Source organism: Alkalispirochaeta alkalica DSM 8900, assembly GCF_000373545.1.
GTDB classification, from domain to species: domain Bacteria; phylum Spirochaetota; class Spirochaetia; order DSM-27196; family Alkalispirochaetaceae; genus Alkalispirochaeta; species Alkalispirochaeta alkalica.
Genome location: NZ_KB891707.1, coordinates 14788 through 31039, shown reverse-complemented (window position 1 = coordinate 31039; position 16252 = coordinate 14788). Strand labels below are relative to the sequence as shown.

The 16252-nt window shown below is 56.0% G+C and carries 16 protein-coding genes; 2 read left to right on the top strand and 14 right to left on the bottom strand.

Going from position 1 to position 16252, the window contains the following annotated elements; translation table 11 throughout:
- The first annotated feature begins 62 nt into the window (after positions 1–62).
- Both B071_RS0108175 and B071_RS0108165 read left to right on the top strand, forming a co-directional pair.
- Complete coding sequence (locus B071_RS0108175) at positions 63–1079, top strand: phosphotransferase family protein (protein ID WP_438829653.1); 1017 nt, start codon at positions 63–65, stop codon at positions 1077–1079.
- Between the two features lie 981 nt (positions 1080–2060).
- Positions 2061–2975 carry a sulfotransferase domain-containing protein gene (locus tag B071_RS0108165; RefSeq protein WP_083914681.1) on the top strand — a complete coding sequence of 305 codons (915 nt, stop codon included), beginning with the start codon at positions 2061–2063 and terminating at the stop codon, positions 2973–2975.
- Here the strand turns inward: B071_RS0108165 and B071_RS0108160 are convergent.
- The 14 genes from B071_RS0108160 to B071_RS16635 all read right to left on the bottom strand — a co-directional run bounded on the left by B071_RS0108160 (position 2954) and on the right by B071_RS16635 (position 15692).
- Complete coding sequence (locus B071_RS0108160) at positions 2954–3976, bottom strand: glycosyltransferase (RefSeq protein ID WP_438829652.1); 1023 nt, start codon at positions 3974–3976, stop codon at positions 2954–2956. The genes B071_RS0108165 and B071_RS0108160 overlap by 22 nt on opposite strands.
- Positions 3977–4218: 242 nt before the next feature.
- Entirely contained in the window at positions 4219–5085 is an 867-nt protein-coding gene (locus B071_RS0108155) for a ParB N-terminal domain-containing protein (RefSeq protein ID WP_018526612.1), read from the bottom strand.
- A gap of 4 nt (positions 5086–5089) precedes the next feature.
- Complete coding sequence (locus B071_RS0108150) at positions 5090–5926, bottom strand: putative nucleotide-diphospho-sugar transferase (RefSeq protein WP_018526611.1); 837 nt, start codon at positions 5924–5926, stop codon at positions 5090–5092.
- A 91-nt stretch (positions 5927–6017) separates the two neighbouring features.
- Entirely contained in the window at positions 6018–6755 is a 738-nt protein-coding gene (locus tag B071_RS0108145) for a P-loop NTPase family protein (protein WP_157703090.1), read from the bottom strand.
- Positions 6742–7356, bottom strand: coding sequence for a LicD family protein (locus tag B071_RS19620; protein WP_157703089.1), 615 nt, complete (start codon positions 7354–7356; stop codon positions 6742–6744). The genes B071_RS0108145 and B071_RS19620 overlap by 14 nt, the downstream gene beginning before the upstream one ends.
- A gap of 7 nt (positions 7357–7363) precedes the next feature.
- Complete coding sequence (locus B071_RS19090) at positions 7364–7699, bottom strand: sulfotransferase family 2 domain-containing protein (RefSeq protein WP_083914677.1); 336 nt, start codon at positions 7697–7699, stop codon at positions 7364–7366.
- A gap of 76 nt (positions 7700–7775) precedes the next feature.
- Positions 7776–9074, bottom strand: coding sequence for an adenylyltransferase/cytidyltransferase family protein (locus B071_RS18435; protein WP_018526608.1), 1299 nt, complete (start codon positions 9072–9074; stop codon positions 7776–7778).
- A gap of 9 nt (positions 9075–9083) precedes the next feature.
- On the bottom strand, positions 9084–10373 hold the full coding sequence (glyA, locus tag B071_RS0108130) for a serine hydroxymethyltransferase (protein ID WP_018526607.1): 1290 nt from the start codon (positions 10371–10373) through the stop codon (positions 9084–9086).
- A gap of 63 nt (positions 10374–10436) precedes the next feature.
- The gene (locus B071_RS0108125) at positions 10437–11183 is read right to left on the bottom strand and encodes a sulfotransferase family protein (protein ID WP_083914675.1); all 747 of its coding nucleotides are present in this window, start codon (positions 11181–11183) and stop codon (positions 10437–10439) included.
- 54 nt (positions 11184–11237) lie between these two features.
- The gene (locus B071_RS0108120) at positions 11238–12287 is read right to left on the bottom strand and encodes an NAD-dependent epimerase (RefSeq protein WP_018526605.1); all 1050 of its coding nucleotides are present in this window, start codon (positions 12285–12287) and stop codon (positions 11238–11240) included.
- 15 nt (positions 12288–12302) lie between these two features.
- Positions 12303–12902: a winged helix-turn-helix transcriptional regulator gene (locus B071_RS16640; protein ID WP_018526604.1), complete on the bottom strand. Its 600-nt coding sequence runs from the start codon at positions 12900–12902 to the stop codon at positions 12303–12305.
- Positions 12903–12920: 18 nt separating this feature from the next.
- Complete coding sequence (locus B071_RS0108110) at positions 12921–13274, bottom strand: hypothetical protein (RefSeq protein ID WP_018526603.1); 354 nt, start codon at positions 13272–13274, stop codon at positions 12921–12923.
- Positions 13271–14638: a capsule assembly Wzi family protein gene (locus B071_RS0108105; protein WP_438829651.1), complete on the bottom strand. Its 1368-nt coding sequence runs from the start codon at positions 14636–14638 to the stop codon at positions 13271–13273. The genes B071_RS0108110 and B071_RS0108105 overlap by 4 nt, the downstream gene beginning before the upstream one ends.
- 208 nt (positions 14639–14846) lie before the next feature.
- Positions 14847–15692: an MraY family glycosyltransferase gene (locus B071_RS16635; protein WP_438829650.1), complete on the bottom strand. Its 846-nt coding sequence runs from the start codon at positions 15690–15692 to the stop codon at positions 14847–14849.
- Positions 15693–16252 lie beyond the last annotated feature (560 nt).

The following is a 16252-nucleotide window of genomic DNA, read 5'->3' as shown; positions in this document are numbered from 1 at the left end:
TCCGGGCCGGGGAGCTCCAGACCCTGATTCTGCGCAAAGCAAAACTCCGCCCCCCGGTACTGATGGCCCTGGCCTCGTATATAGAAGAGAAGGCCTTCCCGGACGCCCACGTGACATCCCGGGTTGTAGGGGAACGGGGAAAAAACAACTATGGCTGCCTCGAACACCGGGTTCACACAAGCCAGGGAGCGCGGTGGTACTTCACCAAAATTGTGACGCTCCGCGAAAAGGANCGNCTCTTCTATACCACCTTCTACCAGNCGGAACGNTCCCTGCAGGAGGTGGTCCCCCCNCTGCACGCCCTGACCCCCCTCCCCGAANCACNCAGCGGNGTTCCGGGGCTCACGGCGGTNACCACAGAGAGGATCACCGGNCAGCACCCCCGGGTTGTTACACCCCGCCTCTTTGGGGAGGCTCTGCGCGTACACCGGCTGGTCACAGCGGTNCCGTACCAGGCTGTCGCGCCCTGGCTGCCCCTGAGNCCCCCCGATGAGATACGACTCTTCTCGGGGCCGGGGAAACAGAGCNCAACCAGTCTGCTGAAGGCNATGGCCGGAGCCCACGATGAATCGGTGAACGCAANGATTCTGAACCAGGCTCTGGCGCATATGGAGAAGCGATCCTACTCGCAACGGTCCCGNCGGGTCATCCGGACCCTGCAGNAGATGATNCTGGAANGGGAACTCTACCGGGAGNTCTGCCCCGGGGAGCACTATCGGTTTCTTCACGGTGATTTTGGCCGGCATAACCTGCTACGCAGCACCGGGACAGGGCGTCTCTACCTTCTGGACTGGGGGTCCTGCCGTGTGGGTCCGGCCTGGACGGACCGGGCGAACTTTTTTGCCTCTTGCACCCACTTCCTCATGCCCTACACCCGGATCCGGCGGCTCCTTGCCACAGAAACTCCGGAGGACCAGGACGGGATNGAGGGTGTTTTTTTCATCTATACCCTGATTCTTCTCTGGCTGGTGAAGCTCCCCAAAGGGAGCTTTGAACGANCCATCTGTACCCATACCGGCCCCGCCCTGCGGCACCTGCGGGAGCTGCTCCGGAAGGAGCAGGAGCGGACCAGTCCCTAGGGNGNATCNNCCGAGAGCCACCCGAGGAGGGCTTGAGGGTCCTCGGGCAGATCCAGGGCAGCGGTGAAGCGGGCCAGGGNCAGGGCGCGGGTGCGGGAGCGCCGCACCCGNCGGTAGANGGTCTTGTTGGTGTGGGTCAGGTNCTTTGCCGCCTGTTCTNCCANGGNGTANAGNAGNTATTCCTTCAGGTGCTCCAGCAGATGGNCGCTCCAGGGGGCNGNATCNCAATAGGCCTCGATAAAGGGCTGCCGGGCAGCACCGGGCAGGGAAAAAACCTGCTTGATAAAGACCGCGCCCACCCGNCGGTAGGCAATGCCGAAGGCATCGATATAGGCCAGGCCCCCCCCGGGCAGATCNATGTAGTTCTTCAGGGCGGTGTCGGAGAAGCANAGCCGCCAGGGAGCGTCGGGGCCACCGGGAAAGGGCCGGGATCGGGAAGAGAACTCCCTGGCCTGCAGGANCTGATCGGGAGAGAGCTGGCCTGCCTGGTCAAGACGCTCCAGAAAGGCCCCGAACCCGNCAGAATNGGCNTTNTCCCGGGTNCAGGGGGCCTGGTGAAGCGCCGTGAAGCGCCCCACCCTGCGGGCCTGGTCCGGNGTGATGCTCCGTTCAGAGAGGGGCGTTCCCGCNNGATATTCCAGCACAAGCAGGGTCTCGTCAACGTAAACCAGGGCTGGCACGGCGGAGCTCTGGCCGAACTCCCGGAGATCCCGGGCGGCCCGAAGCGTTCGGGGCTCTGCCGAAGGGGTACCCGCCCCGGGAAAGACAAGAACAGCCTTACAGACCGTGCCCGCATCACTCGTGACACGGACCACCGTTGCATCGCGGTGGTATTTTCCAAGGCACCTCTCGCGAAACGATACAAGAGGCTCCACCGTGCGAACCCGTCCCAGGCCGGGGATTTCTGCTCCCGGCTGTACCAGGCGATGTCTGTTGTGATTCTTCATTACTGGATCCCTGCTCTGTTGGCTGCCCTACTCAATGCCACGCATCTCGTATACCATATGTTTCGCCGGNAACACCAGCCCGGCCCGAAGGAGAACGTTCATGGTCNTAAATTTCATGATAATAGGCGCTCAAAAGTGCGGCACCACTGATCTGGCAGATCGCCTGTCCCGGCACCGGGAGATATCGTTTTGCTCGGTGAAAGAACCGGGGTTTTTCCACAAGACCCCCCGGTGGGAGGACCGGATAGCGACCTACCACGCTCTCTTTCCCCATACCCCGGGCACCCTCCTGGGTGAGGGGTCAACCATGTACAGCGCCTTTCCCGAATACCGGGATACCCCGCACCGGCTCCACCGATATAACCCGGAGCTAAAACTGATCTATATCATGCGCCAACCCGTGGACCGGATTGTCTCGCACTACGCGCACCGGCTTGGGCACAAGCGGGCCTGCCTGGCGCCCGAGCAGGAGCTCTTCCAGGACCCCACCTACGTGAACCGATCCCGCTATGCCCTGCAGGTNCGGCCCTTTCTGGAACTTTTCGGGGCGNAGCAGGTTCTGCTTCTGCTCTTTGAGGAGTACATCGCGGACCCCGACACTACCATGGAGAGGGTCGCCCGGTTTCTCGGAGTCTCACCCGAAGGGTTTTCCTGCGAAACGGAGCGCTCCCCCGCCAACCCCTCGGTGGGGCAGACCCGGTGGGGGCCTGTGATGAGGAAGATCACCCGGAACCGGCATCTCCGGAAGATCGGGGCGGCGGTTCCCCTGGCCGCACGAGACCGGCTACGCCGGGCTGTGGGGGTAACCCTGAGAGAGAAACCGGCCGTCTCCGAAGAGGTGAAACACGATCTGTGGAGGCTCCTGGAAGACGACGTGGCAGCCCTGGAAGGCCTTATGGGCAGGGAACTGGCGATCTGGAGAAAGAACTACCCCGACACATCCCGGTAGAGACGCAGGAGCTTCTCCCGCATCACCGCCGTGCTGTGGCGAGCCACTACCTCTTCTCTGGCAGCCCGGGCGATCTGCTCCCACTGATCCCGCCGGGCCAGGGCCTGGCGCAGAACATCCAGGAGATCCGTCGCGTCGCCCTCGGCAAAGAGGAACCCCGTCTCGCCGTGACGGATCAGTTCGGGAAGCCCCGAGTGGGTGCTGGCCACCACGATGGTTCCGCAGGCCATGGCCTCTTTTGCGACGTTGGGAATCCCCTCGAGATCGCCGTCGGGGCCGGTCTGGCTTGGAACGAGCAGAATATGGGCCTGGCCCATCTCCTTGGCCACCACTGCGGGGGGGACGGCGCCGCGAAAGGAGACGCCCGGGAGCCCGGCCTGCCGGGCTGCCTCCTGGCAGGCATCACGCTGTGGCCCCTCTCCCAGGACGATGCAGGAACAGGAGAAGCCCTGTTCCTGCAGCTGGGCCAGGGCTGTCAGGGCCAGGGGAAAGCCCTTTTTTCTGGTGAGNCGNCCCACAAAGAGCAAGCGAACCTCCTCCGGAACGGAGGAGACAGGGCGGGCCGAGGGGGGCAGAAAGGGAATCTCTTCCACGGCCAGGCCCGAGGGAACGACCTTCAGGAGCGAACCGGGGTAGCCCCGCTCCAGAGCCACCTGGCCCAGGGACCGGCATACAGGAAGAAGCAGGACCTGCTGCCGGGCAGCGCGCCCGAGATCGGCAGGNTCGACCTCACCCTCCACAGCAATATCGGCACCGCGAACGGAACAGAGCAACCGGGCGTTCCCGGTGACCCCCAGCTCCCGNCAGGCNGCAAGATCCCCGGCAAACCAGAGGAACTGGCCGTGGATGGCATCCAGAGGGGGAAGGCTGCGCAGGGCCCGGGCCAGGGCGAGGATATGGAGCCCCCGGGCACGGGGCCCGAAGCGAACCCCGTTGAGCGATCTCAGGGTCAGCCGGGGACTGCGCAGGAAAGATCCGGCCACAAAGCGGGCCCCCGCCATGACCCTGGACACGCCGGTGCCGTGGAGCGCAGGAGGCGCGATGATTCTCCCCTGCAACCGCTGGCGGTGTTCCGGCGCAACCAGCGGGTGNAGATCGTTCAGGGTCCTGGTGACAACCAGGTAGAGCTCCACCGAGGGGTCCTCCAGAAGGGCCGCCACGAGGCGCACAATAAAGGTCTGCGAGAGAACGGGAAAGTGCTTCACCACCAGACAGATTCTGAGGGGAGCAGAGGTGCCGGTGCTCATGGCTGTGCCAGCCCCAGGCGGGAGGCCCGGTTCCAGCCTGTCTCGGTAAAGAGGAAGGCGAGGTACTCTTCTACAAGATCGGGGGGCCAGTAGCCCGATTTCACAGCCGGCGAGGTCTGGAGCAGGGAGAGGTCGATGAGACCGCTGATTTTGAGGATCACCGGGATCTCCTGAACGCCCAAAGCAGCCAGGACGGCAGAGCGGTGCAGCCCTCCCTGAACAACATACCGGATCTCGCTCTTCCAGGTGAGCGCAATGACCTTGATGTCTTTTCCCCGGTCCCGACAGTACCCTTCACTCTGGATAGAAGAGACCAGACGCTGAATGCGGGAGAACTCAAAGGATCCCTTTGTCCCGGAAACGGGACCAAAACGGTTCAGCCCCAGCAGTTCGGGAGACTCCCCGGAGGAGGGGGCACAGCCCGGGTGTTCCCGCTCTTCCTTGCGGTTCTGCTCTATCCTGCGCTGCATCGCCTCGTGCGGAGCCAGAAGAGACCAGGGGGGAAGCGAAGCGGCAGGGGGAAGAGAGAGAAGGAGATCTCCCCGGTTCAGCCCCAGGTATTCCGCCGCCGAGGAGGGGCAGAAGGAGGTGTAGAACCGTGCAAGCGACGAATCCCGGTAGTGGCGGCAGCCGGAGATGATCTCTTCGGCGGTCTTCCGGTAGGGATTCCAGCCTTGGGGGTGCAGGGAAAAGCCATTGTCCCAGGTAAGCTCTCCGGGAGTTACCTGGAGCGCTTTTCTGTGGTTTTCGGGACCAGAGAGGATTGCCTCGGCAAGGGAGGATGCCACAGGGGGTGGAGGGGGGGGGCGCAGCCCGTCCCGGATGGTCCGGAAGAGCTGTCTGAAGAGCGGTGTGTTCTTCATGGGGCTAGCGGAATTTTCTCCGCAACGCGTGTTGCAGATACCTCAGAGGACCTTCTTTTTTTATCCGGTCCTTTGTCCGACTTCTGATAAAGCAGGGCAGAGTCTCCTCGTTTCCAAAGGGCCCCTCCCGATCAATGAGGTGATCATAGAGGAGCATCTTTTTCCGGACTTCGGGAATGATCCGTGACCCGTAATGATAGACCCGGACCAGGTGATCACCTTCGTTCTTGCGCGGGGCAAAGCTTGCATTCCAGCGATTATCCAGCGACAGAAGGCGACAGTCAGATCGAAAGACTGCATCCACCAGAGAAACCTGATCAAACGAAATATTGTACTGCTCGTAATAGCTGCTCCAGAGGCGGAAAAACTCCCGGGTCTTCTCATTTTTCCGGAACATGAAGACGCCTCCGTTCCAGTGAGGCAGTTCCGCGACACGAAAAGAGTTGTCCAATACGGTGTGGGCTCCCTTTTTTGCCGACCGCTGTCCCCGGAGCTGCTGCTTGAAACAGATATCAAAATACTCAAGGTACGTCACGGCAGGAGCCACGTCTGCCCAGACCAGGGTGTCGCAATCAAGATACAGGGTCTTCTCGAAGGGTGAGTAGTCGTACAACTGCGTTTTGTAGAAACGGTTTTCCCTGCTCTCCCGAGCAAACCAGGACCAGGTATCGCGCTGTGTATCCCAAAAGGGGAGATCGGGCGGAGATTGGGCAACGTTTGTGATTATACACAGGGGAACCTCGGGGGATCTTGCCCGAAGAGATTCGGCAGAAACGAGGGCCATTGCGAGATAGGGCCTTCCAAAGGCCACGTAGGTTACGCCGAAGGGGGTGTTTTTCATTTCGGGCAGGACCGTCCTTTCAATAATTCTCTCTTGTTGCATCGTGCCTATGTTTCTTGCAAATGGAGGAAACTATTCGAAGATGCGAAAGCTACGACTCTTCAATTGCGAGCTGCTCCTGAATGATTCCACCAAGTGTGCCGAATTCACATTCTTCGTAATTCAGATACTGAACCGGGACACCTTTTTCTCGAAAACAATTAGCGTAAGCAAGAAATCGATCTTTCTGAAGCAAAATTCTATTCATTGCGTCGCTCTCTTCATTCAAAAAGAAAGCGAGATCTTTTCGTGAGCGCCTCTCTTGTCTCCTCTGGAAAATTTCCTTTGGCGAAGAATCAACATGAACGACCATATCGGGGAGAGGCACACGATCCAGGACACAGCTATAGTCATCACAGTAAAATATTTTTGCCCAGAAGCTTTTATCATCACACAGGAAAATTTTTTCTTCTTTCATTGCAGACAGGAACATCGAGTATTCAGATATCCGCTGCACGAACTTGTTAATGACATCAATTTTTTTGTCAGATGAGAAGCCAAACGACGAAAAATCCGAGGAGCGAATTTCACTTAGCAGAACATCAACCAAATCGGGAGTCTCTGAAATAAGAACTCTAAACTCCTGCTTTAAGGCTCTTCTAGAGGGAGAAGCAACACGGGAACCACACGACAGAATTCGAGAGAGAGAAAATATTTTTTTCCGGTTTTCCCCAATAGTATCGTCGTACGAAACAAAGAGCCCTTGAAATTCCTTACGCAACTTTCCTATCAACGATGTCTTTCCCACTCCTGCTGGACCCAAGAAAAAAACAAACTTACTTTCTTTCATTTCTTATTGTTTTCAATGATTTTTTGAATTTTTTGAAAAACTTGTTTTTTCTTCTTCTTGACCTTTTCGTAACATAATCGTCTTTTAAACCCGATTTAAGTGGAATTTCCCAGTTTCCGTAATTATATCGCAAATATTCCTTTGCCGGAGATAGGACAGGATAGACTCTTTGCCGCAAAACACACCGCTCATTGCCTTCAAAAAATCTTGCCGGCATTTTTTTCGATTTTCGGCAACGAGAAAAGAAAAGACGATAATACGAAAGTATTTCGTATTTCGCTCCGTATTTTTCCGCAGATATTTTCAGATTTTTCCTGTTTTCCAAAAATGTGTCTTCTTCAATCACCTCGAACCCAGCTGACTCAAGGTCTTTAATTATCTCTTTTCGTTTAGGATATATTTCCTCCGCTTTCACATCTATCTCCACATCCCAATCCCATGGAATAAAATCACCTTCTCGTACAATTCCCAAAAGAGTCCCTCCTCCCAAAAAAAAAGAAATTTTCTGAGATTCAAGAAGATCAACAATTTCTGACAAACCCTTCGACTGCAGCTGCAGCTCCGCTTCACTCCTAATACGCAACTTATCCTTTTTATCCATCTTTTCCTCAAAATTCCGAATCGTAACCGAGGCTTTGAAAATCATTAATATAAAGATTATATACAGACTTACGCAGTTTTTCGCTGTAGTAATCTGCGACCAGATTTCGAGACCCCTGCCTTCTCGAAGAACGGGCGATGGTACCACGATATATCCCATCTCCAAAAAGCTCTTTTACAACATGTTCCAAATCGCGATCCAGATTTTCGACTCTGCCAATATATTTCAATCGTGAAACTGGAACAGGAATCATCGAGACCTGTGGAACCCAATGCGAATTATCCCAAAAATCAAATTTTTCCAGATAAAAAACAAATTGATCAAAAGAAGGCCTTTTTTCCATATTTACTTTCCAGTGGTTTACTCGAAAAAATTGTACTCCTCAATATCTTGTTCCCTCGTCAGCACCTTTTTCCGAATTAATGAAAGATAAATCCTGATTTTTCTAATTTTTCCATGTGAAGCTTAATTTTTCCTTCTCCGAGGGAAAGTATCTCATCCTTCTTCGCTGCACTGATATAATCAGCCTTAGCTGGGCTGTTGACTCTAGAGAGAAGAAATATTCCGACGTAAACATTGATCCTGTCGACCAAATGAATGTCATCACGAGAAAAGGAAAAACAGGATGCATATCTCTTAATCATAAAATCAGTCATTTCGATTAAAAAAGAATTATTCGAAATAATTCCGTGAATGAAAATATGTGCGATGAAGTATCCGATATCAAGAGCGGGATCCGAATATCCACTTTCTTCGAAATCGATGAAGAGAACTCCTCTCGTCCAAACAAGAATATTTTTGGGCGCGAAGTCGCCGTGCAGAAGAACACTTTTTATTTCCATAGACCTTTCGATAAATGAAGAAATTAATCTCCCTATCTCGCCGTCATCGGTTGCTTTGAGGCATTGTGTTCCAACTTTTATCTCATGGAAACACTCATTATTTGAATGTCGTGCCCGTAGTTCGTCGTTGTTGTATGTCGCGTTGTGAAGTTGCGCAAGTTTCTCTATCACTTGAAGGAAAAGGCCTTCATCAACTGATCTTCCTTCGATAAGCCAATCAAACAATGACTCTGCTTCATCAGGGGCTGATTCGAAAATGATTAGCTCATTTTCATCAGAACACACAGGTTTCACGATAAAAGAAGGATCATCTAACACGGATCTAAACGCCGAGATCACCGCATATTCATCTTTTATCCTTATTTTTGGCAAAGACAGTGGATACTTTCTTGCAACTGTCCTATTCCCATACTTGATTATGTAATATTCTCCCTCGAAGAATACCTTGCGCACATCATTCAGAAACCCCTTGTCGATCACTTCACTATATTCGGAGTTAAGAATTCTCAAAATTTTTGTTGTTGAAATTCCTTCGGTTGTTCCAATCACCCGAAGAACTCCCAAGTCTTCGGCCACCCGGAACGAAGAACCCTTATCCCCCTGAGCCTGAATATCAATTGAGTTCTCTATATAAAACTGTCTTTTCAAGTCAACTGACCATGGGGTCTTGATCACTTCATCAACAAATGGAATGCTCCGTACTTTCTCGGCACGCTGTTCCCAATCCTGGAACGGACGCCGTTTGTATTTTTCACAACTCTCGTCAGAAGCAACCCCCACTAACAGATAATCTCCCAGGCTCTTCGCTTTGCGAAGAAGATTAAAATGTCCCTCATGGAATAAATCAAATACCCCGTTTGTAAAAACTCTGATCATAATACAGCTCTAGATGAATCCTTCAAAGGAGAATTCTTTCATGAATTCCTTAACACGAGATTGTGCTTTTGAAACAAATCCATCACTCATGTCACCCATCAGGATTTCTTCGATTAAATTTGCAATAAACTCCATATCATTCGTATTCATACCCAGGCGTGACACAGTATTTGTTCCGATTCGGATTCCACTTCCGACATTCGCTTTCTCGTTATCATAAGGAATCATGTTTTTGTTTACTATAACTCCACACCTCTCCAATCGCTCGTTTGCTTCTTTACCCGTTAAACGGCAAGCGGAAGTCTTCACGTTTATAAGAACGATATGATTGTCGGTACCACCGGTAATCACATCAAAACCCCTTTCCATCAGGCAAGAACTTAAATATTTTGCATTTTCAACTATTCTCCGCTGAGTGTTACGGAACTCATCAGTTACTGACTCTGCAAAGAAAACGGCCTTCGCCGCGATGGACGCAAAATCAGGTGTACTTTGAACACCAGGGAAAATTGCTTGGGTAACACTTCTACACTGCTCATCGGTGGCCAAATCACCGGAAACAATAATTCCTCCTTTTGGACCACCAGCCTTATATGTACTGCACGTGACAAAATGTGAATGAGGAATGGGGGATTGATGAATTCCGGAAACAACAAGACCATATATGTGAGCGATATCAGCAAGCAACACCGCACCGGCATCCTTGGCAATCTCCCCCAGTGTTGCGAAATCGATCTCTCTCGGATACGCACTTCCTCCACAGACGATCAAATCAGGCGAATAGCCTCTGGAAATATTTCTTATCATGTCATAATCGAGGAGACCTGTTTCTCGGCTGACAGAATAATTTCTCACATCGCTACAGAAAAAACTGGAAACATGGAAACTGCTACCGTGACTGAGATGGCCTCCTTGATCCAAGCCCATAGATAATATCTTAAATTCTTCGCCACGTTTTTTCTTGCTTCTCACGAGTGATAGATACACGATTAGATTGGCCAGAGTTCCCGAGAGAGGCTGGACCCAAGCTTTTCTTGCTTTGAATGCCTCCTCTACCCTTCTTTCGGCAATAGTTTCAATTTCATCCACCACGGAACAGCCTGAATGATACCGGTTCCCGGGAACCCCTTCAGCAGTTTTGGAAACCAGAATCGAGGATAAGGGTCGCATGACTTCGCTTCGCACGATATTCTCAGCAGCGATTAATTGAATGGTCTCCTTCCTTCGCTGTTTCTCTTTTTCAATGAGGCCTACAATCTCTTCGTCAAAATGCTCATGGTGTTGGTTCATGGAACTCATCTATCTTTTCTCCTGTCTGCGGGCTATTCTCAATCTGGTAAACAGATTGATTCCCTAAACATATTATACGGGATGATACCCAAAAATCTCAAAGTCCTTGCAGTACAACTCGTGCACCCGTCTCTCCAACTCGGGATCGTAATACTCTTTCAAGAGACTTCCAGAATTCTGTCGTCCCGACGCGCGAGTGACCGGGCCGGAATACGCTTCTGACCCAAAAATTTTGCCAATTACATATTCCAGATCTCTGTCCAAACTCTCCACCTTGCCGATGAAATCCAGGGACGAGACATCAAAGGGAATCATGGCATATTGCGGAAGCCAGTGAGGATCATCCCACAGCCCGCCTTTTTCAAGATATTCGATAAAATGCCCGAAGGAGGGAAGAGAATCATGGGAAGGCAATCTTCTTGAAATCTTTTTCCGGTATTTTGTGCACCCCGAGGGTCTCCAGACTATTTTATCAAGGTAACTGGAGAGAATTCTCTCGTAGGGGTTCCTGACAAAGGTGAAAAAGAAAAAGTTTTTCCTGTTTCTTCTGGTAATCACTGAGAGGTTGTCAAATTTTTTCTTTATATCTCTCTCGGTATCGTTTTCCCCGATGTCCACGGTCTGATCATAGTGGGCCAGTGACTTGGTGATGGTTGAGTTCGCGCATTTTGGAATTCTGAAATAGCAATAGCTGTTTTCTTTCGAAACTGCAGCACGATGAATGACCCATCGCTTGTTCACGGGCTTGACAATTCCTCTGGACAAGGGGCATCGCAGGTTCAAGAGAACTTCACTTCGGGTAATAATCTCTGGTATCATCTGTGATCCGACTCTCCAAACCTGTCGGGAGGGGGTTTTCTGCACCAAACCCTTCTACACCCCATAAAACCCGCGATACCAGGCCACAAAGGCGGCAATACCCTGACGAACTTCCGTGACGGGACGGTAGCCCGTGTCCCGCTCCAGGGCGGTGCAATCGGCGAAGGTGGCGGGCACGTCCCCGGCCTGGAGGGGCATCATGTTCTTGCGGGCCTCCTGGCCCAGTTCGGTCTCCAGGGCCTCGATAAAATCCATGAGCCGTACCGGTGCACCCCGGCCTATGTTGTAGACCCGGCAGGGCGCGGGGCCAATCCCGCTCTGGTGGCCATCCCAGGCGGGGTCTCCCGCAGGGACACGGTCCATGACGCGGCGGATTCCCTCCACGATATCATCGACGTAGGTGAAATCCCGCTCCATCTTGCCGTGGTTAAAGACATCGATGGGCCGCCCCTCCAGAATTGCCCGGGTAAAGAGAAAAAGCGCCATATCGGGGCGCCCCCAGGGGCCATAGACGGTAAAGAACCGGAGCCCTGTGGTGGGCAGGCCGTAGAGATGGGAATAGGTATGGGCCATGAGTTCGTTGGAGCGCTTGCTGGCGGCGTAGAGGCTGGCGGGGTGGTCTGCGGCGGTGTTCTCGGCAAAGGGCTTGTGGGGATCGATCCCGTAGACCGAGCTGGACGAGGCGTAGACCAGGTGCTTCAGGGGTGCTCCGCCATCGGCCTGGGCCCGGGCAGCTTCGAGGATGGTCAGGAAGCCCTGGATATTGCTGGAGATGTACGCACCGGGGTTGGTCAGGGAATAGCGGACCCCCGCCTGGGCAGCCAGATGAACCACCACGTCGAACCGCTCGGCCAGAAAGAGGTCCCGAATCCCCGNCGCGTCTTCCAGATCCATACGGCAAAAGGTAAAGTTCTCCCGGCCTTCCTGACGGGGGGAACCGCCGGGGGCGGATATTCCCAGCTCGCCCAGGCGCCCCTCCTTGAGGGTTACGTCGTAGTAGTCGTTGAGGTTATCCAGGCCCACCACCCGNCAGCCCTCGTTCAGAAGGCGTTGGGTCAGGTGATAGCCGATGAATCCGGCCGCGCCGGTTACCAGTACGTTCATAGGGACTCCTTTTGGTCAGGTTCTTTCATTCTGCCGGGTGGCCGCCTGCGGCGACGCGGGTGGTTCCAGCAGGTCTGTCAGGGTTTTTCCCCGGGGGGTTGGTACCTTCTCGGACCAGAGAACAAGCGTGTCGGCGTCTGAGATCCCGGGGTCTGCAGCCCCCTCCGGGGCGGGACGGGTTTCCAGGTGCAGTCCCTCCTTGGAGGCGCACCACTCCAGAATAAACTCGAGGTCGCTTGCCCCCACGAGCACCACCCGGTGCCCCCCCGCCTGGCGGTGCCGCCGCAGTTCCTGGCGGATCAGTTCCTTGTACCGCACCACGTGGCCCACGGTACGCCGGAGATAGCGGTAGCTGCGCTTGCCCAGCTGCTCCATGCCCCGGGGCGTGAGGAGGTACTGGGCCCGATGCCCCCCGGTACGGCGAACCAGCACGAACCCCCGGGCCACCAGGCGTTTGAGAATGACGTTGGTCATGCCCAGAGAGAGGCCCAGCGCCGAGGCCAGGGTCCGCTGGCTGTGGCCCTGGTCCAGGCGGGAGCCCTGGTGGATGTGAGCGAGCAGATCNAGCTCGCGGAGATCGGGTGTGTCCTGAGTTTCTGTTGCGGATATATTCATTGTTTTTTCTTCTCCGGGTCAGGGAGAGGGTTTGGAAGAATTGGAAGAAGCTGACTGGTCGTCCAGCAGGCGGCTGCGCCAGAGGGCGGTGAAAGAGAGGCCCGCTCCAGCCAGGCCAACACTCACATCGGTTGTGCAATGCGGTCGCCGGAGGGCGAAGCCCAGACTCAGGGTGAGCCCCACCAGGCCAAGAACAAAGAGGTTGCGGCTCAGGCCGGGTTCCCGGGGGCCCCGGGGCTGCCAGGGAGAGGATCCGGTTGCCTCCAGGTAATAGCTCGGTGTTGTGGGGTCCAGGAGCGGCCCTGCCAGAATATTCCCCGCCACCAGGAGCAGTACCAGGGCACAGATAAACCGAATCATTCCGGGCTTCATAACCCGCCTCCGTATCCAAGGGTCAGCATGACNGCGACTGAGTCGGCCCGGAGCTCACCCCAGTCCAGGGCAAGGGCCACGGCTCCGTAGAGGCCTGATACCCCAAAGAGAGGGGCCTCCCGCCCCAGCTCGGCCAGAAAGCTCCACTGCTCCAGGCCGTTTCTGAATATGCTGTCCCCCCGCACGCTGGAACCATCGGGGTTGGCTGCAGTGGGACGCTCATCCCCGGGCACGTTGCGGTTATAGGTGCCGTAACTTCTCAGGTAGGTTCCCAGAAGGCGGTAGCGGGTCCGCTCCCCCAGCTCGCCCTGAAGACCCGCGTGGTGCGCCACGATCCTGCTGTGGACGATGGGGCTTCCTGCCAGATCGGGGTCTACCGTTACCAGGGGCGGGCCGATCATGCGGCCCCGGTAGGTCCAGCCTGTCNGGTACTGGCCGTGCTCCCAGTAATTGTCCCAGCCACCGGTCTCGCCGTGGTAGCCGGGGCCACTCTGGTGNTTGGTATAGACGAACTCGTAGAGAATGTGGCGAACCCGGGGCACCTGGGGCAACTCCAGATGGACCCCCGTGAGGCCATCGCGCCAGCGCCGCCATTTCTCGTCCCATTCCTGGTTGCGGCCCATGCGGAACCCGCTGCCGTCCTCGAAGAAATGCTGGTGGTACAGGTGGAGCCGGAAATCGGGACGATGGAGGACGATGCCCTGATCCCACATCCCCAGGGTGTCGCCCAGGCGGTTTTGCTGTTCCGAGGCGCTGGCGTCGGCATCGCCTTCGGAGCTGGTAAAGACGCGCCAGAAGTTGTCCCATCCCCGGGGCCGTTTTGTCCCGTCCTGGTTGGTTCCGGCCCAGACGATCTCCTGGACCAGGCCCCGATAGATGCTCAGGCCCCAGCCGAAAGGATCGTTTACCCGCAGGTAGGCGTCGCGCTCCAGCACCCAGGGGTTCTGAACGTGCCGGTCTTTCTCCAGCCATCCGTGGCCAACGGAACCTTTTACCTCCACCGCTCCATCGGTGAGGGGCAGGGGGGTCCATTCGAGCCCTGCCGTAACGCGCCGGAGGGGCCGGGCGTTTGTGCTCAGAACGAGGGANCCGCTGGAGAGGGGGCTGTAGTGCTCACCCTTTTCCAAGGGGACGCGGCCAGCCGAGGCGTAGAGAGGCCCCCAGGAAAGATGGCCATAGCCGGTGTTGAGTTCCGCCTGGGGAGGTTCCTCGCTGTTGAGGCGCTGCAGGACCACCAGGTGGTAGCGCAGCACCAGCGGGATCTCCAGAGGACGGGCTGGCAACTCCTGGTGGCCCCGGAGCGCAGCCCGCGAGACGGCCTGAGCGCCCCTGCTCTCCAGAAGCCCCCAGCGGTTTGCGTGCATCCACAGGGGAAGTTCCGAGGCGGTGCCACCGGTAACGGTCTGGGAGAGATCAAAAAAGAGGCCCCGTGGTTGATCGAGGGCAGAGACCGCACCCCCGCACAGGAGGATCGCCAAAAGAGGAAGCAACAGTCTGCGCAAGCGACGGGAGGTGGTATCCGATAGAGTATCCATGTGAGGTGTTTGCTACCGCAGGCCCCGCGCGTGGGGCTCAGGAGGTCCGGGCTATCTGCTCGTCCGGGGCGGCCTGGAGATCGCTGCGCTGGTGACGNTAGAGCATAACCACCGCCAGAGCCACGGCGACCCANGCCCCCGAAAGAATGGCCAGGCGAAAGCCGTTATGGAGGAGCTTGAAGGCCAGGACCGAGNANGCCATGAGGCCGCAAAAGCCGTAGATAACGGCCAGGGCCTGGGGAACGGAGAGGCCCGCGTCCTGCAGCTTGTGGTGAATATGCTCCCGGTCGGGACTGTGGAAGGGCAACCCCCGGGANTTGCGCCGGATCACGGCAGCCACGATATCGGCGATGGGAACCAGCAGCAACGAGATCGGTACCAGGACCGGCACGGGNANGGCCGNGCCCCCCCGGGAGAGGATGGGCAACACCGCCACGGCGTAGCCCAGAAAGAGCGCGCCCCCGTCGCCCATGAAGATCTTTGCCGGGGGCANGTTAAAGACCAGGAACCCCGCGATTGACCCACAGAGGGTGAAGGCCAGAAGCGCCGTGAGGGGGTTCCCCTCGGCGACGGCCAGAACCCCCAGCACCAGGGAGGCGATNAANACNACCCCGCCAGCGAGGCCGTCCATGCCGTCGATCAGGTTTACGGCGTTGCCCATACCCACGATCCAGGCCACGGTGAAGGGCACCGCAAAGACACCCAGCGAGAGCTGCGTGGCGGGGCCAAAAAACTGGATGGTACGNATNACGGGGCCCCCGGCGACGATCAGGCCCGCCGCCANGATCTGGAGAAAGAGCTTTTTGAGGGCCGGGATNTTCCGGAAGTCGTCAAAGACCCCGGTGGCGTGGATCAGGAACANCCCCGCCAGGATTGCGGCCATGTACCAGAAGGAGAAGACCCTGCCCTGATCGGCGTAATGAAAGAGGAAGAAGGTCCCCAGGCCGACGGTAAAAAAACTGACCGANATACCAAGACCGCCCAGAAAGGGGATGTCCCCGTCGTGAGCCTTGCGCTCGTCGGTCCAGTCGTACCAGGAACGGTTGCGGGCCAGGCCGATCAATAAACNAACCAACACTGCCGAAAGGGCAAAGGCCCCGGCAGCGGAAAATATCACATCCATGGAAACACCCCTCGTGTATATATATCATTAGAGATCGGTACTTCCCTGTCAACCTGTCCCGGGGACCTTCTTGCAAAGAAGGNCCGCTAATCGCGCAGGTTGAGGTAGAGCAGTACAATGCTGGTGGTGGTGCTCACGATGGTGGCGATGGGCCCCACAAAGAAGAAGAGACTGTTGGTCGAGAAATGNATGGTNTCCTCGGGCTGGATCTCGTCGCCCTTGCTGCGGCGGCGACCGTCGACGGTTCTGATCTTGGGCCGGTCGCCCATGTGGCGGTTACGGTCGGTGCCTCCGGCCTGGGCCATGTAATACTCGTAGGT